Consider the following 20,205-nt stretch of genomic DNA (forward strand, 5'->3'; position numbering starts at 1 on the left):
AACAGATAAATTCAGGGTTAGTTGCGCACGTAAGCCTTGATGGTGGCAATTTCCTGGCCTTCGCTTTCGCCGTACGGGCGGATAACGTACTCGTCAACCGATGCTGGAATGACGAAGGTTTCCGCGTAGTGCACCACATAAGGTTCGAAGGCACCGGTCGGGCTCTCGACAATCGCCTCACGGCCTTCAATCAGGTTGAGGACATTGACGTTACCGCCGGTATTGTGGGTCACAGCCTTACTGAACCAGTGGCGGCGGGTTTCGATGAACTCTCGCTCATGCAAACCGGTTCGCTCTTCGCGCCAGCCATCGCCCTCGGCAATGAAGTCGACACGGTTGACCAAGTTCTCTTCAGTCCAATCGGTATCGCGGTCCCACTGGATCACTTCCTTACCATGCTCTAGGTGAACCGGGCGTGGCAAACCATCCATTCCCAGGCGATCCCAATCCCACAGCTTAAAGGTAAAGATATACGGCGTTGCACTGATTTCCAGTACCATCGCATTGCTGCCGGAGCAGTGGATTGTCCCTGCTGGGATCAAGAAGTGGTCGTGCTTCTTGGCTGGGAACTTATTGATAAAACGCTCGTCATCAAACGATTTTTCACCGCGCTGCGCAGCCTGGAGATCGGCCATCATCGCATCCGGGTCGACATCGTTCTTCACACCAAGGTAAACCGTTGCATCATCACCGGCATCAAGCATGTAGTAGCTCTCGTCCTGGGTGTAGTGCATGCCAAATTCCTGCTGGATGTATTCGGTCAGCGGGTGGACCTGCAAGCTGAGATTCTGTCCCTGCATGGTATCGAGGAAGTCAAAGCGGATCGGGAACTCGGCACCGAAACGGGCATGAACCTCCTCACCCAGCAGGGCACGGGGCTGCAGCATCACCAAATCCTGTGATGGGATTTCGACGCGGATACCATCCACCATCAAGTAAAGGCTGTTCTCTTCCGGCACACAGTCAAAACACCATGCGTAATTAGGCTTGTCCGGATCAAGGTCGCACACTTCCTTCATCCACTGGCCACCCCATACGCCCGGGTCAAAGAACGGCACAAGACGGAAAGGTTGGTTTGTGGCCTGCTCCAGGCCGGCGCGGAACGCATCACCACTGATCAGCTTAGGGGTATCGGCTACATTGGTATCAAGCAGGAAATCAGTACGTTTGAGCAGCGGCGTCTTGTAGCGGTCGAAGACACGCCACTCGATGAAGAATGCACGCTTGTATCGGCGCAGGACATCTTCGTCATTGTTCTCGACACCCCAGTTGCCAATTTCACCACGGCGGTAGCGCTGCTGGATTTCCCAACGGGCCAGATCGGCATAGACATGGACATCGCCATCGTGGATCAACGAGGCACCCGGGCCATAAACCACCACCAGCTTCGATTGGCTCTCATGGACATTGCGCTTGAGGGCATAAACCTGCTCATCATCGAAGAACTCAACCAGTTTGTGAGGGGCAATCACACCGAACACCCTGTCATCGGTGATATGGCGCTCGATCATGGCGAAGATTTTCTCTTCCGGGTATTTAGCCTGCTCAGAGCACAACAGCAAGGCCTGGGGGAATGCCGCTGTCAGAGCCTGTTCCAAATCGTTTAGGTTAACGCCAGGGTAACAGTCGACAACCAGTACGGTTTTGTCTTGGCCCAAAGCGTGGATCTTGCTGTCGACCGCATCAAACAGGTTATCCCAGCCCTGCCAGCTCTGGCCGGCAAAACCTGCCACATCGATATGGGGGAATTTGTCGTAGTTTGCTTTTTGGTTGTTCAAGTAGCTCATGATTGCACCTCATCAATTCGTTGAGGTGAAGATATATCGATTAACCACTATCCAGCAATTTGGTTAATGTGTTTAACCACTCAGTTATGGTTTAAACGATTAACCTTGGTGTTTTGGCGTGATTTATGTCACAAAAAGGTCGCTTTTCAATCATTATTATTAGATTAAACGATTAACCTTAGGTTTAAATCCAATATGGCTACCATTGTTGATGTTGCCAAGCACTGTGGTGTTTCCACCGCTACCGTGTCTATGGTACTGAGAGATAAAGGAAGAATTTCCGACAAGACCCGCCAGCGTGTGCTGCAGGCCATTGATGAGCTGGGCTATGTCTACAACCAAACCGCCGCCAACCTGCGTAACCAGCACAGTAACCAGATCGGCCTGCTGCTCAATGATATTACCAACCCGTTCTACAGTGAGATGACAGCCGGACTCAGCCAGGAGATGGAAGACAACGACCTGATGCTGTTTTTAGCCAACAGCGAAGATGCCGTTGCGCGGCAGAAGAAATTTATCGAGTCCCTGCTGAGCCAGAAAGCCGGCGGGCTGGTGCTATGCCCGGCCAAAGGGACAGACCAGCAGTTCCTTGCCACCCTCAAACGGCGCCAGCTGCCGGTGATCCTGGCAGTAAGGGATATTGAAGGCACCGACTATGACTATGTCGGTACCGATAACTTTTACGGTGGGCAACTGGTCACCCAACACCTGCTTGATCTCGGTCACCGCCACATCGCCTTTATCGGCGGTGACAAAGCGTCGAAAAACCGGGCCAGCCGGATGGGCGGCTACATGAGCAAGCTGATCGAGCATAACATCACCCCACAACTGGGCTGGATGGCCACCTGCCCGGCAACCCGCAATGGCGGCGCTGCGGCAATGGCAACCCTGCTCAAGCATCATCCGGAAGTTACTGCGGTGGTGTGCTACCACGATATTGTCGCCTTCGGGGCAATCCGTACCTTGCGCCAGCATCAACTCGAACCAGGCAAGGATATTGCCATTACCGGTTTTGACGATGTCCCGGAAGCTGCCGATACCTATCCGGCCCTGACCACTATTTCTGTCTCGGCGAGGGAGATCGGCCGTCGTGCCGGTGAAGCGCTGCTAGAACGTATCCGCGGCAATACCGAACCCCAAAAGCGGATCATCATCCCGCCGAAGCTGATGATCCGCCAGTCCTGTGGCAGCGCTGATCCCAAAGACAATCGCTAGAGCACGATTTCCGGAACGATGATCAAGTATTGATCCCAAGACAGCCTTGATCATCGTTCCACTGTTTTCGATCAAATCCAATCAAGAGAGTCCTATTCCATGAACACCATTCGCCTTGGAAGTAGCCACCTTGGAAACATCCACCTTGGTAGCATCCAGGATGTGCCTGTTATCCATGTCCGCCATCCCAAAGCAACTGCCGATATCTCACTGTTTGGTGGCCAGGTGCTGCGCTTCCAACCGACCCACTCCCATCAAAGGTTATGGCTGGGTGAAAGGGCCATATTCAACCACCGCACAGCTATACGCGGTGGTATCCCACTATGCTGGCCATGGTTTGGCAACCACAAGCCAGGCCCCGACCCACTTTCGCAACCCGCCCACGGGTTTGCCCGCCAATCGCTATGGGATCTGGATCACAGCGAAAGCGATGAGCAGGAGGCCCGGCTGCGGTTGTCACTCAGCGCCAACGAGCATACGTTATCACTTTGGCCACACCACTTTGAGCTGCAGCTAGACATCATAATCGGCGAATCCCTGACATTGGCGCTGACCAGCAAAAACACCGGCACCAAACCTTGGTCGTACACCGGTGCTTTCCATAGCTACTTTGCCACTGACGATATCCGCCAAAGCGAACTGACTGGCCTAGGCCGGCCATATCTCGACAGTGTGGATAACGGAACTCCCTGCAATGGAAATGGCACACTGGCCTTTGCCAAGGCGCTGGATCATGTTTACATCGCCCCAGAAACAAACTGTGTCCTTTCATTGCCACAAGGTACAACGCAGATAGCAGCAACCGGCCATGACAGCTTGGTGGCCTGGTCGCCTTGGCGGGAGGGAGCTGCAGTAATGGCAGATTTGGCAGACGATGACTACCTCAAAATGTTCTGCGTTGAACCGGCAGTATTCCAGCAACCCGTTTGTTTACAGCCGGGCGAAGAACATGTGCTGAAAATGACCATCAGCTAATTAGGCAACAAAACAAAAAAGGCCCCAACCATTGGCGATCAATGATTGGGGCCGTTCCGTTAATGTCACGTACAATTAATGTGCTGATTTACAAGCTAGGCTGGCTGGGCCTGCGTTTTGATTTGAGCTTGCTGGTACTCCGGGTAGTCGATGTAACCCTTGTCATTGCCTCCATAAAGGGTCAGACGGGCATCGGCATCGAACTCGGTAAGCGGCCAGTCATTTTTGAAGCGCTGTACCAGATCCGGGTTGGTCACATATGGTGTACCGAAGGCCACCAAGTCAGCATATTGCTTATCAAGCAGTTGCTGGGCCGTTTCCTTGGTCAGCTTGCCCGCTACCATAATTGGGTTCGGGTACACTTCCCGCACTTGCTGGCGGAAAGATTCCGGCGCTTCGACGTAGCGCGAAATATTTTCCGAGAAGTGGACATAAGCCAGATTCATCGGTGCCAGTTTTGCCAATGCTTTAAGCGTCAGCTGAATAATCTCAGGATCTTCTTCGGCATAACCTTCAATCACGTGCGGTGACACACGGATAGCCACTTTGTCACTGCCGATTTCTTTGGCAACCGCTTCAACGGTTTCTAGCATGAAACGCATGCGGTTTTCCTGGCAACCACCATACTGGTCTGTACGCTGGTTGCTTGCCATTCGCATGAACTGGTCAATCAGGTACCCGTGGGCAGCGTGGATCTCAACACCATCAAAGCCCGCTTCCATCGCATTTTTAGCCGCTTGGACAAAATCAGCAATAGTGTCTTGGATATCCTGCTCGCTCAAAGCGCGTGGCATACCGGTTTCCACCATACCAAAACCGCCTTCAGGCAATGGGCCAAACACCTGATCGGGATCTTTTACCGCCGATGCCGATACCGGTTGCTCACCGGCGATAGTTTCATGGCTGCGGCGGCCTACGTGCCAAAGCTGGATAAAGACTTTACTGCCTGCGCTGTGTACAGCCTCAGTGACTTTTTTCCAACCGTCGATGTGGGCTTGGGTATAGATACCCGGCGTCATCGAATAACCACGGCCAACCGCAGAGATTGGCGCGCCTTCAGTGATGATCAAACCGGCATTGGCACGCTGCTTGTAATAGGTCGCCATCATGTCGTTTGGCACATCACCCGGCTGCGAGGTACGCGAACGGGTCATTGGCGCCATAGCAATACGGTTTTCGAATGACTGCTGACCGTAATTAAATGATTCAAATAGCATTGTTTCTCTCCAGCTAAAACTTAAACACACTCTTGGCTGGTTTCAGCCTGGTAAGTTGGGTAATCGATCAAACCTTTTTCAGCCCCGCCAAACAGGGTTTCTGGATCATGCGCGGCCAGTGGGTAACCGTTTTCAATCCGAGCTGGCAGATCCGGGTTGGCCACAAACGGACGGCCAAAGCCAATCATGTCTGCCAAACCTTCGCCAATGGCTTGCCCAGCTTTGTCACCATCGTAGCGGCCAGCGTAAATCAATACGCCTTGATAGGCTTCACGCAGCGCCTGCTTGAATGATTTTGGCGTATCTGGCGCGTCATCCCAGTCCACTTCGGCAATGTGCAGGTACACAATATTGTGCTTGTTAAGCAGCGCTGCAGCAGCGGTATAGGTTTCTTGCGGGTTGGCATCAACGGTGCCGTTAAGCGTCGTCAAAGGCGCAAGGCGAACACCCACACGGTCAGCTCCAATGGCTTCAACCATGGCAGCAACCACTTCATCCAAAAAGCGCAGGCGATTTTCCAGACTGCCACCATAGGCATCGGTGCGGTTATTGGCTTCTGAGTCGATAAATTGGTTAATCAGGTAACCGTTGGCGGCATGCAGCTCGATACCATCGAAGCCGGCTTCTACTGCATTAAGGGCAGCTTGGCGGTACTGCTCAACAACGTTCTTGATCTCTTCAACAGTCATCTCGCGCGGCTCAACCACATCGACAAAACCTGGTGCATCGGTACCGTTGTCGATAAATACCTTGACGTTTTCTGCCTTGATCGCCGATGAAGAAATAGGTTGCTCGCCACCGATGTTGTCAGGGTGGGTCACACGGCCGACATGCCATAGCTGGGCGAAGATAGCGCCACCTTCGGCATGGACCGCATCGGTAACTTTTTTCCAGCCAGCGATATGCTCCGGGGTATAGATACCCGGTGTCCAGGCATAGCCTTTGGCCATTGATGAAATCTGGGTCCCTTCGGAAACAATCAAGCCGGCACTGGCGCGCTGGGCGTAGTAAGTTGCCATCAAATCATTGGCCACATCGCCCGGTTGGCTGGCACGTGAGCGTGTCATCGGAGGCATGACAATGCGATTTTTCAGGGTAAGGCGGCCGAGTGTCATCGGCTGGAATAGTGACTTGGTCATAACTGCTGCCCTCTCAATTAGGATGGGGGCAGTCTAGCAAGTCATCAGTTTTTCATTGATAGCAAGAATGACAAATAACTTTTGTAGAAAATGAAATAATCAAAACGGCCTATTTAAGCTGTGCGATTGGCCACGAAGCGCTTCCTGAATTCGCCAGGGCTCAGCCCCATCACCTTGATAAATACCTTGCGGCATGCACTAACATCTTCATAACCGATCTGGCGGGCAATGGATTCGAAAGGTTCAGCGGTTGTTTCCAGCAGCTCGCAGGCCTTCTGTACCCGCAGGCGCTGGAGGTACTGGGTAGGTTTGAAACCGGTCGCTTTGACAAAACGGCGCAACAAGGTACGTTCGGTCAGGTTGGCCCTGCGCGCCAGGCCGGCAATACTCTGGGTCTGGCTGTAACGTTTATTTAGCTCGTGTTGCAGTGCGACAATAGCCATGTCGCCATGCTGGTAGCTAGGGCTGAACTGCTGGTAGTAGCGTTGCTCGCGGGCGCCGGTATCGACCACCAGCATTTTGCCCACCAACCGCATCAGTGCTGGCGAACCCAGTTGCGAGACAACCTCCAGCCCCAGATCCAGCCATGACATCATCCCTCCGGCGGTGATCACATCGCCCTGGTTGATAAGGATCTTATCCGTCGCCATTTGTAACTCCGGAAACTGCTGGAGCAATGCCTGCGCCAGCCCCCAATGGGTTGTTACCTGCTTACCTGCCAGCAGTCCTGTCCGGGCCAAGATAAATGCCCCGGCGCAGGCCGATGCCAAAATACTGCCCTGTTGGTGCTGCTTACCCAGCCATCCAATTAACGCTTGTGGAGGCATGAGGTAATCATCGCCAAGCTGGCTCGGCGGCAATATCACAACCGCATAGCCTGCAGCCTTGTTATCTGGATGTGCCTTATCATGCAAGCTGTGTATATCAAAGGGAATAACCTCTGCCTTGAAGGTTACATCTACCCCCTGCTCTTTACTGGCATGGTTCGCCATGGCAAATAGCTCCTCCAGGCCATATACCGCCGAGCGCAGGCTGTTGGGGTACTGGACAATGGCGATAGAAATAACATCAGAATTCATCGGGAAAGGCTCTTTAGTAGAAAAGGCTTTTGTCAGTTTTAACCTTATTTATGTCATTTTAGACACTAAGAAACACGCAGATCAATCCCTATACTGGCTCCATATTCATTGTTTAACCCCTTGGTTTAAACCTCACACACGTAACAGGAGTCCGCTAATGTCTAAGAAAGCACTACTTGTAATCGACCTACAAAATGACTATTTCCCAGGTGGTAAATTTCCGCTGTGGAATACCGAGCAAACCCTCGCCAACATCAAAACGGCCATTGCAAAAGCCAACCAGCAAAACATTCCGGTGATCCATATCCAGCACCTTGCTGATCCGGCGATGGGCCTCGCGCCATTTTTCAATCAAGACACCCAAGGTGCTGAGATCCATCCAGAGATCATGGCAGCAGCCCCACAAGCTGAAGTGGTGATCAAGCATTTTGCCGATAGCTTCGAGCAGACCAACCTTGAGCAAGTACTGAGCCGCCAGGGTGTCGATGAGTTGCTGGTCTGCGGCATGATGACCCAGAACTGCGTGACCCACACCGCTATCTCCAAAGCGGCAGAGAAGTACAAAGTGTCAATGCTGATGGATTGCTGCACCACGGTCGATGAGATGATCCACAATATTGCTCTCCATGCGGTCTCGACCCGAGTTGAGTTGGTGGCCAGTGAGCAGGTGTTGTAAGGGAATAGGCTCGGGGCTCGGGGCTCGGGGCTCGGGAATAAACATAGATTAGACTTGAGTCCATGTTCAGCTTAAAATTGAACTATCGTTCACTTATTAGGCTGGAAACTCATCATGGCAAACCATGCAAAATTTGACCGTCAGCAAGTCATCGACAAAGCCACGAGCCTGTATTGGGAAAAAGGGTTTCACGCTACATCTATGCGTAACCTACAAGACGTCATAGATATGCGTCCCGGCAGCATTTACGCCGCCTTCGGCAGCAAAGAGGGGCTATTCAAAGAAGCCCTGCAACATTACACCGAACAAGGGGTGGCGAGATTGGCCGCTTGCCGGGCAAATAGTGCCTCACCCGTGGCTGCTCTGAAACTGTTCATGGAGCAGTTGGTGATCAACACCCAGCAGGGAGCACCGAGTGGTATGTGTATGCTGGCCAAGACGGTGGCCGAGCTCACCGGCGAGCATGAAGAACTGCTGCAAGAAGCCAAACGCTCTTTCCGCAAAATGGAGAGTGAGTTCGAAAAGCTGATCGTCGAAGCCCAAGAGATGGGTGAGGTTGACAAAGAGAAAGACCCGCACCAACTGGCCCGCCACATTCAGGTCCAGATCTCGGGACTTCGCACCTATGCCCGCGTCAACGGCCCGGATGAAGGTGAAAATGGCGCCCCCCTCAAGCAAATGATTGAGGATGTGTTCAAGCACTATCCGTTCTAGGCGATAGCTCTATTGCCATTACCTATCAAGCCAGACTCCAGTGCTGGCTTTTTGATATTCACAGCAAACCACGCACCTATAGCGTCAATTGCGGCTGGATAAAATCTATAAAGGCCGAGATCCGCCTAGCAACCGAGGACGATTTATAGAATACGGCATTGACCTGCTCGCGGCCGGTATTGACCAGTTTTTCTGTTTCCAGCAAAGAGACCAGACGCCCCTCCTCCAAATCCTTGTTGACCATAAAGCCCGACAGGCACGAGATGCCATTACCGGCCAGTACCAGCTGGCGGACTGTCTCGCCGTTGCTTGAGATCATCGAAGGGGTGATGGACTCCAATCCTTTGAGCGGCCAGCGATTGAGAATTTTAGCACCGGCAAAACCAATCAAATCGTGCTGGTGCAACTCGTTGACCTGCTTGGGGAGGCCACGCTTGGCAAGGTATTCCGGCGCAGCGACAATATACAGCGGACTCCTGCCAAGTGGCCGGGCATGCAAGGTGGAATCATCTAGCTTGCCGATACGGATCGCCACATCGGTACGCTTTTCCAACAAATCAACGAAACCTTCATTGGATGTCAGCTCAAGCTCTATCTCGGGATAAGCGGCTTTGAATGGCTGGATCAACGGGACCAGCTGGTGGAATACAAACGGGCTGGCTGCATCTACCCTCAGCCTCCCCTTTGGTAACTCACCTCGCTGCATGATGTCTTCCTCGGCCTGTTGGATATGCTGCAGGCCCGTTCTCACCGCCTCGATGAACTGCCGTCCTTCATCGGTCAACTCTACCCTGCGGGTTGTGCGGTTGAGAATAGACACACCGAGCTGTTTCTCGACCTTACTGACGGCCCTTGAGACCCGTGCAACCTGGATATCCAATGCCTCAGCAGCGGCAGAGAAGCCGCCGCTATCGACCACGGTCAGTAAAATTTCCAAATCATCAGAGCGCGTTAGCATGGCACCTTTCCTTTCAACGTCTTTTATCACCTTTGCATTTTTTCATTTATAGCAAAAATCATTTGTAAAAGGTGCTGTTTTTAGCAATAGCATTTTTTTGAATAATGCCTGCCAACAGAGAGAGTGCCGCGAAGGGTTAGCGATAAAGCTTAACACCTTGAGACCTTAAAGCTTGAGACCTAAAAGCAGGGTTGTAGCGGCGGTTTGATTACATCAATAGAGAGAAAGACTATGCCTTTAGCACTATTGGCATTGACGCTAAGCGCCTTTGCTATCGGAACCACAGAATTCGTCATCGTGGGCTTGATCCCAACCATGGCAGCCGACCTTAATGTTTCACTACCTTCTGCCGGCCTGCTAGTCAGTTTGTATGCCCTGGGTGTTGCCGTAGGCGCCCCGGTTTTGACCGCCTTAACCGGTAAATGGAACCGCAAGGTTGTCCTGCTATCAGTCATGAGCCTATTTGTTGCCGGTAACCTGCTGGCATGGCAGGCCCCGGGTTATAACACCCTGGTATTGGCACGTATCCTGACCGGTCTGGCCCACGGGGTGTTCTTCTCCATTGGCTCGACTATCGCAACCGGGCTGGTATCGAAAGAGAAAGCCGCCAGTGCCATTGCCATCATGTTTACCGGCCTAACTGTGGCCCTGGTAACCGGTGTACCGCTGGGTACCTATATCGGCCAAACCTTTGGTTGGCAGGCAACCTTCTTGATTGTTGCTCTGCTTGGCTTGATTGCCCTGATTGGTAGTGCATTTTTGGTCCCAGGTAACCTCAAGCAGCCGCCAGCGGCCAAGCTATCGTCACAGCTTAAAGTGTTGACCCAGCCTCGCCTGCTGCTGGTATATGCCATCACTGCGCTAGGTTACGGCGGTACCTTCACAGCCTTTACCTATCTGGCACCTATCTTGGAAGATGTGTCTGGTTTCAACTCCGGTGCGATTGGCCTGATCATGCTGGTATACGGTGTATCCGTGGCTATCGGTAACATCTGGGGCGGTAAGATGGCTGACAAGATGGGCCCAATCAAAGCCCTGACCATTATTTTCATCGGCCTAGCGGTAACTCTGTTGGTGTTCAATGTGACCGCTTACAACCCGATTGCTGCTGTTGCGACCATCTTGGTATGGGGTGCCTTCGCCTTCGGTAACGTACCGGGTTTGCAGGTCTACGTGGTAAAACTGGCTGAGAAAGTCAGCCCGGATGCAGTCGATGTCGCTTCTGGCCTAAACATCGCGGCCTTCAACATCGGTATTGCCCTAGGTTCATGGGGTGGCGGCCACATCGTCGCTGAAGCTGGACTGATGCATACCCCTTGGGCCGGCGCTGCAATTGTGATTGTTGCCTTGCTGCTAACCCGCCTGAGCGGTCGCTTGGACAAGAAAGCGCTAAGCAACGAAGTCGAGCCAAACAACAAGGTCGTGGCCAATACTACCCAAGTGGTTTAAAGCACACTTCAAGCCTCAACATTTGAACCTCAAAAAGCCTGACGGCACTGCCGTCAGGCTTTTTGCTTTTCCCGCATTGTTCAACCGACATCACACCAATCCGCCAAGGGCAGCAATCAGCAGTTTTGCAGCAGCTTTTAACTAGTTTATTACCTGCCTGGCGGCAATATATTGAGTGATCTGTATATATCTGCCGGCGATATATCGAGTACATCCATTTCAAGATAAGGGGAAAGAGCATGCTAACGGGGTACTGGTCCATTGATGCCTTCATTATTGCGATGGTGACGCTTTGTATCATTGTCACAATAATTTTTGGCTACCTGGAATGGACAGGGGGAGGCAACTTAGCGCCATCCCACCACCAGCATAGCTCCAAGGAGTGAACATGAATACGAAGACGCTAGGATATAGCACCATGATCGTCTCGGCGACGCTGATGGGGTTTGTTGGCTTATTTGCCCGTAATATAAACACCTCCGGAGACGTCATTGCATTTACCCGAATGACAGTCGGTGCTATCTGTATTTTGGCTATTTTGTTGTACAAACGGAAAGTACCATTACTTTCCTCGACCAAGTTAACCCCGAGTGTTATTGCCAGTGGCGCATGCCTTGGCCTCTGCCTTGCAGCCTATGTATCGGCAACGCAATACACCACCTTGGCCAATGCGGTATTTCTAATTTACTCCGGCCCGGTGTTTTCAACCATTCTCGCAGCAATCTTCCTCAAAGAGAAAATATCACGGCTGACTGCGATGCTTCTTACTGCCGTTTTCATCGGCTGCCTTTTTGTTATCGGCATCATCAGTTATGACAGCCAATCCGGCTTGATAATCACCCTATCTTTCTCAAGGGAGACCTTTATCGGCGACATGCTCGGGCTTGCATCAGGTGTCGGGTACGGCCTGTATTTATTCCTGAGCCGCTACCGCGCTGATGTCAGCTCAGATGTGCGTTCGTTCTTCAACTTCCTGTTTGGAGCCGTGGCAATCGGTGTCTACTTCTTCATCAGCCCGCCTTCGCTAGCAGAGATGGATACCTCCTCTTGGGTTTGGTTGATTGCAATGGGCTTCTTCATCGGCTTTGGTGCCCTTTCCTTACTCACAATTGCTGCAAAACACCTAAAAGCAGCGGAGTTGGCATGTGTCTCCTATCTAGAAACCGTCGTAGGTGCCGGTATCGGGATCTTGCTGTTCAGTGAGTCGCTCACGCTGCTCCAAGCCATCGGGGGACTGCTCGTCATTGGTGGCGGGATGGGAGAAGTGGTCATCGGCATGAGGAAAAAACAACAGCTTCCCAAACACGCGCAATTTGAACACTAGGAGGCGAACATGGATGCCTGGCTAAATTGGAGTCTTTTGCTAATCACCGTCATTGTGATGGCCGGGCTCGCACTCTACAGCGATAAAATTGTCCGAAAAGGTAATGGTGAAGGCGGCTTCTTACTGGCCGCTAACACCCTAGGCCCTTTCGTCGGGGCGGCGACCATCGTCGCTACCGGCTTTTCAGGCTGGGGATTTATGGGCTCACCGGGCGTGGCCTATAAATACGGTGCCGTTGAGCTGCTGGGTAATTTTTTCTTCGCTCCGGCAATGGTTTTTGCCGTGTTGTTCTGTGCTCGTTTCTTACATCGGCGTGCGAGCAAAATTGGGAGCCTGACCATCCCAGAGTACATTGCCTGCAGCCATGATGGCCCTGAATCAATCAAGCGGCTCACCCAAGCCATTACCGCAATCATCACAGTGTTACTGCTATTGGTTTTCCTCGTCGGGCAAATCAAAGCCCTGGGGCTTCTTGCCGGTCAATGGTTGGGAATTGATGTAACATCAGCCTCATTGCTAATGGTGGCAATTATTATTCTGTATACCTCGATTGGTGGCCTGGCAGCCGTTGCCTTTACCGATTGTTTTATGGTTATCGGCATGTGTGTCTCGGCTTTGATTATTGTGGTCACCATATTTGCAGACTTGTCACCCAGCCAGTTGCTTGAAGGGCTCAATGCTATTGATCCGAGCTTGCTTGCCCCAACGGATTCTGGCCCCTACGGCACTTCCGTTTGGCATGTGTTTTTGGTCTTGCCTTATGCATTCATCTACAGCGCTACTCTACCCTATATGTCTATTAGGTTTATGGCCCTAGCCAAGACGACCAAGCTTCACCATGTCGCCGCTTATATGACCCCTATAGCCTGCTTACTTAGCCTCGTCCCCCTCGCAGGACTGTATGTCAAAATCAAGGTCCCCCACTTGGCCACCCCGGATGAGGCCATGCCGACATTCCTGATGCTATTTCTATCCCCAGCGGTGTCAGCGATTGTTACCTTATTTATCCTGTTTGCAATGAAGTCCACCGCCAACTCGGTGCTGCATGCCATCGCCAGTGCCGTCTCCCACGATCTAAGGCAGGCCGTTTGGCCCAAATGTACCCTCAACCACCGCCAACTTCTGAGGCTTAACCGGCTAGCGGTTATTCTGTTGGGCTTGACCGGATTCCTGCTGATGCTGGTGGCACCACCCTTTATGTTATCAATGCTGGCTATCCTGGGCTCCGGCACCTTGATGGCGGCATTAGTCGCTCCCACACTGCTGGCACAGGTGGTAAAAACCAATATATACGCCGCACTCACCTCAATATTGGTCGGCTTCTTCTCTGGCTGCCTTCTGTTTTGGAAATTCAACCTAGGGTGGGTAGAAGCTCCGCTATATGCCTCATTCCTGGCCTGCGGTAGCTACTGGTTTGTATCACTCGTTTCTCAGCGCCAACACCCTGCGCACATTCTCCGGCCAAGGTAGGCAGATACTGAGAGGGAAAACGCATCATTAGGTTTTTGCGTTTTCCCGTTTTCCTCTCCAATCAGCAAACATTATCGAAAAACTGTTTGGTCACTTGGCCTTCCACAGAGCGTGAAGTATCAATCCCTTTTCTCATATCAATATGTTTGGCTCGGTATTCTCGCGGGGTCGCCTTAAGCAACCCTTTAAATTTGGCGTTAAAGTTAGATAATGATGAAAACCCAACTTCCGTACCAATATGGGAAATACTCCAATCCGTTGTCACCAAATATCGGGCAGCCTGCCTCACCCGCTGCTCAATTAAATATTGGCGGAAGGTGATACCCATATTGGCATGGAAGAAACGGGAGAATGTGCTGTCTGCCATGTGGAGTTGATCGGCCACCTTGGCAACCGATATAGGGTCCCCTAAATGCTGGTCAATATATTTAAGGGCCAACTGCACCCTATCTTCAGCCCGCTTAGAATTGGATATTTCAACGCAATTGTTAATTAAGCGTTGGATAGGTTGCTTAACAGCTAAATGGTTCAGTAGCCCAAGTAAGTTCAGCACTTGAATAAAGTCGAACGTATTTTGCATCGGCTCGATATATTGCCGAATAGCTTCATTTTGCCGGTCCTCAAACAATAGTCCACTGCGGGAATCATCCAGCATCTGTTTAATGGGTTTGAACTGGACACTATCAACAAAAGTCTGGCCCAATGCATTTAACCTAAAATGCAACACGTCACAATCTGCTCTTCCCTGCCCGCCGGACGAGAACAAAGATAGGCGGAAAGGGTTGAAGGGGGCCAATAACACTAACTGGCCAACCTTCAGCTTGTACTGAGTCGATGCAAGGTGCAAGGTACACCCAGCGGTACGTGGCGCAACCAAAATATAGTCGGCGCCGAATATCATATGCTCAGTTTCATTGACTTTCTGCAGGTCAAACATCAGAAACTTCGGAGTATTGGCAATAACCCGTGGACACATGGCCTTCACCTCCCTTGACAGTAGTAGCTATGTTTACCACCGTTTTCATAAATCTCCAGCCCATGAACACCAAAGCGTGATATACCCCCAGCCAATAGCGAAAATATAGTTAATTCGACATATAAACAATTAAAACCCAGCACTCAAATCCAATTGATTTATTAATTGCGGATAATTATTCTTATTTAATGAAAGAAGTTTCATCGCTATTTACCTAAAATTAAACCGGCAGAAAAACACCAGTTTTCGGCATTTATTGGCTATTAGAAAACCTTTATTTTCGCAAAATAGAGCTCATGGATAGCAACACAGTGTTATTCAACCAACATCATTAATCAGTTTATTTTGTGGAGTGTTTGTCATGAGTGTTTCCAATGATCTATACCCAAATGCATCTCAGCCCCTAGAGAGGAAAGAATCAGGCGTACCCTATGTCCGAGAAGGCTTGCATGTAGAGTCCCATAATGATTTTGACCCACTCCGCCATGTCATTGTCGGTATCGCCGATAACCAACATATCCCTGAAGCCTGCCCGGCTAGTAATGAAAAAATCCCAGCAGACTCCCCGATGCGTGGCAGTAAAGCAGGGCGCCGAACCCAGGAAACCATCGACCGTGCCAATGAGTGCCTCAATGGCTTTGCCAAAACCCTGGAAGATCGCGGGATCATTGTTGACCGCCCGGGAGCAGTTGATTGGCATCAACGCATTACCACGCCGGACTTCACTATCAGCTCCGGATTCGGTTGTATGCCACCACGAGATTGCTTGCTCACCATGGGCAAAAGCATTTTGATGGCACCGATGAGCTTCCGGAGCCGCTACTTCGAATATTTAGCCTATGTTGACCTGTTGCGTGAATACTTCGAGTCAGACCCTAACTGTATTATCGAACAGGCTCCACGCCCCCGCCTAGCCGATGAAAGTTTCCGGATGGACTACGTTGCCGCATATGAATATTTATCCGATGAAGAGACCATGGCGCGCTCCCTGCGTAAGGAATACAGCACCAACGAGCATGATATTCTTTTCGATGCAGCGGATGTCATGCGTTTGGGCAAAGATATTTTTGTCCAGCACGGGCTGACAACAAACTTAGCAGGGATACGTTGGATTAAACGCAAATACGAGCCACAGGGATACCGCGTGCATACCCTCAGCTTCGAGGACAACCATCCAATCCATATTGATGCGACTTTCTGCCCATTACGCCCTGGATTGATGTTACTCAACCCGCACCGCCCACTATTTAAAGGGCAGCGCGATATCTTCGAGAAAAACGGTTGGGAGATTGTTGAAGCCGTAGCACCAGCTTGGGATAACCCACCACCACTTTGTTACTCAAGTACCTGGCTATCAATGAATACCCTGATCCTTGATCACAAAACAGTATGTGTTGAAGCCTCTGAGCACCCTCAAATGGAACAGTTCGACAAGCTTGGCTTTGAGGTCATTCCTGTCGACCTGCGTGATGCGTATGCCTTTGGTGGCGGTCTCCACTGTGCAACCGCCGATGTTTGGCGAGAAGGTACCTGCGAAGATTACTTTGAAAACCAATTCTTTGGCGCCCACAGTATCGAGCATTGGGAATACTAATCAATCTAGCCCTAACAAAAAGCCTGGCGGTAATACCGCCAGGCTTTGGTCTTTAGAGCCTATCAACAACTAAAACACGATGCCCAGATGCACATGGGCACAGCCATGGCAGCATCGCTCTTCCATAAACATATATCCTGCCTGAAAATAGTCATTACAATGCTTGCAGTGGCCAAAATACTTCCCACCGTTCAAGACCCGCTCAATGGCCTCTTCAACTGCAAAAACCGAAGTACCTATTATTCCCTCTTCCTGAGTTGGCTCCCCATTTGGTGGGACTATGACAGGAATACGGGGATTATCAATATCGAATGTTATTGGCGTCATGCAACACGGAATGGTTTCGGCTACGACCCACTTTTCAACAGGGGTGTGAGGGCCTCTCCAACCAAGGGTTAATACCTCAACAACTAAATTGCCCCGATCATAGCCAACCCTGATATCTCTTTTCTTTAGATCGTTTAATTCACTCACTTGCTATACCTGTTCTACTAAGCAATAAAATTCGATAAAAAAACCAGCAGGGTGCGCCCGCTGGTTTTTGTGTAAAACAGGTGTAAACCACAAATCCCATCAATGCAAGAAAGTGCTGCCCTCGCTGGCACTGGTTGCGGTCAAATCACCCGCAGGGTTGATCAGATGCGGAAGGATTTTCGGCAAATTTAGCTCGATGTCCTGATCTTCAACCGGGTTGATGTTGGCGTGGTACCAACCGAGCAGGCCCAAAACGGCGTAGCCGATAGCCTCATCGGTGTCACGGTGCTCGAGGATGATTTGCAAAAGGCGCAAAATCGTCTTGTCGTTGGTTTTTGCCTGCTCTAAGGTTTCACTGTAGATTGCAACGGCCTCATCGGTAAGCCCGTCGAATTCAGTTTCAATCGCGACTTTGAACGAGCCGCCATCAACAGAAATTTTCATATCAATATCACCAGAATAAGTCTTGCTGTGATAGTAACGAAATCATGCGGGATTGTCGTATCAACAGCCTCAAATTCAGTATAAAACAGCACTTTTCTTGATGAATTCGAGGCTTTCCAATCTATTTCCCACGCCTCCTACTCAGCTTTCCTCCATCTGCTGCGCCAACTGACGCGAGACAAACTCCGGGCTCTGGGTATGGCGGGCCAGCAAGCGGTACATCACAGGGATCACCACCAGGGTAAACAGGGTCGCTACGGTGATACCACACAGCACCACAATACCAATCACAATCCGGTTTTCAGCCCCTGCCCCCGTCGCCATAATCAGAGGGACCGCCCCCGCAATGGTGGTGATGGCTGTCATTAGGATTGGTCGCAACCGCTCGGAAGCAGCCTCCAGCAAGGCTTCATCAAACGCCATTCCCTGATCGCGCAGTTGGTTAGCGAACTCGACAATCAATATGCCGTTTTTGGCTGACAGGCCGATTAGCATGATAAGCCCGATCTGCGAATAAATGTTGAGGGTCTGGTCGGTGAAATAGAGCCCGAGCAAAGCCCCAAGGGTAGCCAGCGGGACGGTAAACATGATGATCAATGGGTGGATATAACTCTCAAACTGTGCCGCCAGCACCAGAAAGACCACCAGCAACGCCAGGGCAAAGATGAACACAATCGAGGTGCTGGAGTCCTGGTAGTCCTTGGAAGCGCCCTTGTAATTAACCACAGCGTCAGTGGGTAGCAACTCCTCAACCAAACCATTGAGGTACCCGAGGGCTTCACCCAAGGTATAGCCCTCGGCAAGATTAGCCTCAAGGGTGATCGCCCGTACCCGGTTATAACGATTGAGTTGCGGTGCCCCGGCATATTCATCAACACTGATCAGGCTTGAAAGCGGGACCAACTCGTCGGCCTGTTCGGCCCGGACATAGAGGTTGGCCAAGTCTGCCGCTGTATTCTGCCGCTCGCGCTGGCCTTCAATCACCACATCGTATTCTTCACCACGCCAAGTGTAAGTTGTTACCTGACGGGAGCCGAGCATAGACTCAAGCGTCTGGCCAATCGACTTCAACGAGACACCGAGATCGCCAGCCCGGTCGCGATCAATCACGATCCTAAGCTGCGGCTTGGTTTCCTTATAGTCATGATCCAGCCCGACGATATTGGCGTTGCTGGCAGCAGCATCAAGCAAGATATCCCGCCACTGGGCCAACTCTTCATAACTGCCGCCCCCCAGCACGAACTGCACCGGCTTACCGACCCCACGGCCAAACGGCTGCCTCATCACAGGAAAAGCAGTGATCCCAGCCAAATCACCCAGCCGCTTGCGGATATCGCCAATAATGGCGCCAGCAGGACGTCGTTTGGCCCAATCTTCAAGCACCACAATGGCAAAGCCATTGGAGAAGTCGGCAACACGTCCCCAGCCTCGCGGCGCACGGATCAATAGCCGTTTGATTTCGCCTGATTCCACCAAGGGCATCAAACGGTGCTCCACCTCATCCATATAAGGTTGGATAAAATCAAAACTCGCCCCCTGCGGGCCATTGATGATGATAAACATTGCCCCCCTGTCCTCGCGCGGGGCAAATTCAGACGGCAATTTATACTGCAGCCAGCCACAGGTTGCCAGCACCACCAACAGCACCACAATAACGCGTACAGGGCGTTGGATGGCACGGGAAAGCATGGATTTATAGTTGGCTGTCAAGGCCGCCATAGCTCGGCTGATGAACCTTACCAGACCGCGTTCCTGCCCAGCGGGCTGCATCAGTTTCGAAGCCATCATCGGGCTTAGTGTCAACGCCACCAGCGAGGAAAGGATGACTGCCGCGCTGATGGCAATCGAGAACTCCCGGAACAGTTTGCCCAAATCCCCCTCGAGGAACCCAATAGGCAGGAAAACCGCAACCAGCACCACCGTTGTCGCAATGATGGCAAAACTCACCTGTTTTGCCCCTAGGTATGCCGCCTTGAGCGGCGGCTCACCGGTACTGATCCGGCGGTGGATGTTCTCCAGCATCACAATGGCATCATCGACCACAATCCCGATAGCCAAGATCAATGCCAGCAAGGTCAGCAGGTTGAGGGTAAAACCAAGGGCATAAAGCACCGTGAAAGCACCAATTAATGATACCGGCAAGGTCAAGGCAGGGATTAACATGGCGCGAACGCTGCCAAGAAATAGGTAAATCACCACGACGACCAACCCAAGGGCGATCATCAAGGTCTTGTAGACCTCGTCAATCGAGGCCTGGATAAATACCGATGAATCATAGGAGCGCTTGATTTCCATACCCGGCGGTAAAGTCGGGTTAAGCTGGTCGACCAAGGCATTGGCCGCCCGGGCCACTTCGAGTGTATTGGCCTTCGACTGGCGGGTGATCCCAAGGCCAATCATATCCTGGGTATTGCCCCTAAAGGTGATCCGCTCTTCTTCTGCGGCCAGTTCGACTTCAGCCACATCCCCAAGCCGGATCAAATAACCATCATCTCCCGTACCGACCACCAGACGTACAAAGTCCTCCGGGGAAATAAAGCTACGCTGGGTTCGCACCGTAAACTGACGGCTTTCGGATTCCACCGATCCGGCAGGCAACTCGATATTGTCGTCGCGCAGGGCATCTTCGATATCTGTCACCGTCAAGCCCCTCGCTGCCAGCTTCTGGCGGTCGATCCAGATCCTCAACGCATAGGACTTACCCCCGCCAAGCC

17 protein-coding genes are annotated in these 20,205 nt (G+C 51.6%); 8 read left to right on the forward strand and 9 right to left on the reverse strand.

The annotated features are described in order from the left end of the window. Positions 1-17: 17 nt before the first annotated feature. The gene (locus tag BIZ37_RS14730) at positions 18-1,787 is read right to left on the reverse strand and encodes a class I mannose-6-phosphate isomerase (protein WP_187462140.1); all 1,770 of its coding nucleotides are present in this window, start codon (positions 1,785-1,787) and stop codon (positions 18-20) included. 195 nt (positions 1,788-1,982) lie between these two features. On the opposite strand from BIZ37_RS14730, the gene BIZ37_RS14735 reads away from it, so the two are divergent. Next, entirely contained in the window at positions 1,983-3,002 is a 1,020-nt protein-coding gene (locus tag BIZ37_RS14735) for a LacI family DNA-binding transcriptional regulator (protein ID WP_187462141.1), read from the forward strand. Positions 3,003-3,101: 99 nt separating this feature from the next. Next, positions 3,102-3,977, forward strand: a complete 876-nt coding sequence (locus BIZ37_RS14740) for a D-hexose-6-phosphate mutarotase (protein WP_187462142.1) — start codon at positions 3,102-3,104, stop codon at positions 3,975-3,977. Positions 3,978-4,072: 95 nt separating this feature from the next. On the opposite strand, the gene BIZ37_RS14745 is transcribed toward BIZ37_RS14740, so the two are convergent. The 3 genes from BIZ37_RS14745 to BIZ37_RS14755 all read right to left on the reverse strand — a co-directional run bounded on the left by BIZ37_RS14745 (position 4,073) and on the right by BIZ37_RS14755 (position 7,412). Then, a complete protein-coding gene (locus BIZ37_RS14745; RefSeq protein ID WP_187462143.1) occupies positions 4,073-5,194 on the reverse strand; it encodes an alkene reductase in 1,122 nt (373 codons plus the stop codon). Between the two features lie 20 nt (positions 5,195-5,214). Continuing rightward, positions 5,215-6,333 (reverse strand): alkene reductase, encoded by a 1,119-nt coding sequence (locus BIZ37_RS14750; RefSeq protein WP_187462144.1) that lies wholly within the window; start codon positions 6,331-6,333, stop codon positions 5,215-5,217. A gap of 113 nt (positions 6,334-6,446) precedes the next feature. Further along, positions 6,447-7,412 carry a GlxA family transcriptional regulator gene (locus BIZ37_RS14755; RefSeq protein ID WP_187462145.1) on the reverse strand — a complete coding sequence of 322 codons (966 nt, stop codon included), beginning with the start codon at positions 7,410-7,412 and terminating at the stop codon, positions 6,447-6,449. A gap of 157 nt (positions 7,413-7,569) precedes the next feature. Here BIZ37_RS14755 and BIZ37_RS14760 point away from each other — a divergent pair, with 157 nt between their 5' ends. Next, the gene (locus BIZ37_RS14760; RefSeq protein WP_187462146.1) at positions 7,570-8,088 is read left to right on the forward strand and encodes a cysteine hydrolase family protein; all 519 of its coding nucleotides are present in this window, start codon (positions 7,570-7,572) and stop codon (positions 8,086-8,088) included. Positions 8,089-8,202: 114 nt separating this feature from the next. Next, positions 8,203-8,802 carry a TetR/AcrR family transcriptional regulator gene (locus BIZ37_RS14765; RefSeq protein ID WP_187462147.1) on the forward strand — a complete coding sequence of 200 codons (600 nt, stop codon included), beginning with the start codon at positions 8,203-8,205 and terminating at the stop codon, positions 8,800-8,802. A gap of 76 nt (positions 8,803-8,878) precedes the next feature. Here the strand turns inward: BIZ37_RS14765 and BIZ37_RS14770 are convergent, their stop codons facing one another. Beyond that, positions 8,879-9,760 (reverse strand): LysR family transcriptional regulator, encoded by an 882-nt coding sequence (locus BIZ37_RS14770; RefSeq protein WP_187462148.1) that lies wholly within the window; start codon positions 9,758-9,760, stop codon positions 8,879-8,881. 231 nt (positions 9,761-9,991) lie between these two features. Here BIZ37_RS14770 and BIZ37_RS14775 point away from each other — a divergent pair, with 231 nt between their 5' ends. The 3 genes from BIZ37_RS14775 to BIZ37_RS14785 all read left to right on the forward strand — a co-directional run bounded on the left by BIZ37_RS14775 (position 9,992) and on the right by BIZ37_RS14785 (position 14,003). Next, on the forward strand, positions 9,992-11,209 hold the full coding sequence (locus BIZ37_RS14775) for an MFS transporter (protein WP_187462149.1): 1,218 nt from the start codon (positions 9,992-9,994) through the stop codon (positions 11,207-11,209). A 388-nt stretch (positions 11,210-11,597) separates the two neighbouring features. Then, positions 11,598-12,533 (forward strand): DMT family transporter, encoded by a 936-nt coding sequence (locus tag BIZ37_RS14780; RefSeq protein ID WP_107299408.1) that lies wholly within the window; start codon positions 11,598-11,600, stop codon positions 12,531-12,533. Between the two features lie 9 nt (positions 12,534-12,542). Next, complete coding sequence (locus BIZ37_RS14785) at positions 12,543-14,003, forward strand: sodium:solute symporter (protein ID WP_107299409.1); 1,461 nt, start codon at positions 12,543-12,545, stop codon at positions 14,001-14,003. Between the two features lie 61 nt (positions 14,004-14,064). Here BIZ37_RS14785 and BIZ37_RS14790 read toward each other — a convergent pair whose 3' ends face one another. Next, positions 14,065-14,979, reverse strand: a complete 915-nt coding sequence (locus BIZ37_RS14790; protein ID WP_107299410.1) for an AraC family transcriptional regulator — start codon at positions 14,977-14,979, stop codon at positions 14,065-14,067. A gap of 361 nt (positions 14,980-15,340) precedes the next feature. Here BIZ37_RS14790 and BIZ37_RS14795 point away from each other — a divergent pair, with 361 nt between their 5' ends. Continuing rightward, on the forward strand, positions 15,341-16,573 hold the full coding sequence (locus BIZ37_RS14795) for a serine/threonine protein kinase (protein WP_107299411.1): 1,233 nt from the start codon (positions 15,341-15,343) through the stop codon (positions 16,571-16,573). 69 nt (positions 16,574-16,642) lie between these two features. Here BIZ37_RS14795 and BIZ37_RS14800 read toward each other — a convergent pair whose 3' ends face one another. From BIZ37_RS14800 to BIZ37_RS14810, 3 genes are all read right to left on the reverse strand, one after another. Further along, positions 16,643-17,047, reverse strand: a complete 405-nt coding sequence (locus tag BIZ37_RS14800; RefSeq protein ID WP_187462150.1) for a hypothetical protein — start codon at positions 17,045-17,047, stop codon at positions 16,643-16,645. A 99-nt stretch (positions 17,048-17,146) separates the two neighbouring features. Next, complete coding sequence (locus BIZ37_RS14805; RefSeq protein WP_107299412.1) at positions 17,147-17,491, reverse strand: hypothetical protein; 345 nt, start codon at positions 17,489-17,491, stop codon at positions 17,147-17,149. A 141-nt stretch (positions 17,492-17,632) separates the two neighbouring features. After that, the coding region (locus BIZ37_RS14810; RefSeq protein ID WP_187462151.1) for an efflux RND transporter permease subunit at positions 17,633-20,205 on the reverse strand (2,573 nt) is incomplete at its 5' end.

This window comes from Photobacterium sp. BZF1 (genome assembly GCF_014349205.1).
Taxonomy (GTDB): Bacteria; Pseudomonadota; Gammaproteobacteria; order Enterobacterales; family Vibrionaceae; genus Photobacterium.

Excerpts from the sequence above, each read along its gene's own strand:
- BIZ37_RS14730 (WP_187462140.1), bottom strand. The coding sequence starts at position 1,787 with ATGAGCTACTTGAACAACCAAAAAGCAAACTACGACAAATTCCCCCAT.
- BIZ37_RS14735 (WP_187462141.1), top strand. The coding sequence starts at position 1,983 with ATGGCTACCATTGTTGATGTTGCCAAGCACTGTGGTGTTTCCACCGCT.
- BIZ37_RS14740 (WP_187462142.1), top strand. The coding sequence starts at position 3,102 with ATGAACACCATTCGCCTTGGAAGTAGCCACCTTGGAAACATCCACCTT.
- BIZ37_RS14745 (WP_187462143.1), bottom strand. The coding sequence starts at position 5,194 with ATGCTATTTGAATCATTTAATTACGGTCAGCAGTCATTCGAAAACCGT.
- BIZ37_RS14750 (WP_187462144.1), bottom strand. The coding sequence starts at position 6,333 with ATGACCAAGTCACTATTCCAGCCGATGACACTCGGCCGCCTTACCCTG.
- BIZ37_RS14755 (WP_187462145.1), bottom strand. The coding sequence starts at position 7,412 with ATGAATTCTGATGTTATTTCTATCGCCATTGTCCAGTACCCCAACAGC.
- BIZ37_RS14760 (WP_187462146.1), top strand. The coding sequence starts at position 7,570 with ATGTCTAAGAAAGCACTACTTGTAATCGACCTACAAAATGACTATTTC.
- BIZ37_RS14765 (WP_187462147.1), top strand. The coding sequence starts at position 8,203 with ATGGCAAACCATGCAAAATTTGACCGTCAGCAAGTCATCGACAAAGCC.
- BIZ37_RS14770 (WP_187462148.1), bottom strand. The coding sequence starts at position 9,760 with ATGCTAACGCGCTCTGATGATTTGGAAATTTTACTGACCGTGGTCGAT.
- BIZ37_RS14775 (WP_187462149.1), top strand. The coding sequence starts at position 9,992 with ATGCCTTTAGCACTATTGGCATTGACGCTAAGCGCCTTTGCTATCGGA.
- BIZ37_RS14780 (WP_107299408.1), top strand. The coding sequence starts at position 11,598 with ATGAATACGAAGACGCTAGGATATAGCACCATGATCGTCTCGGCGACG.
- BIZ37_RS14785 (WP_107299409.1), top strand. The coding sequence starts at position 12,543 with ATGGATGCCTGGCTAAATTGGAGTCTTTTGCTAATCACCGTCATTGTG.
- BIZ37_RS14790 (WP_107299410.1), bottom strand. The coding sequence starts at position 14,979 with ATGTGTCCACGGGTTATTGCCAATACTCCGAAGTTTCTGATGTTTGAC.
- BIZ37_RS14795 (WP_107299411.1), top strand. The coding sequence starts at position 15,341 with ATGAGTGTTTCCAATGATCTATACCCAAATGCATCTCAGCCCCTAGAG.
- BIZ37_RS14805 (WP_107299412.1), bottom strand. The coding sequence starts at position 17,491 with ATGAAAATTTCTGTTGATGGCGGCTCGTTCAAAGTCGCGATTGAAACT.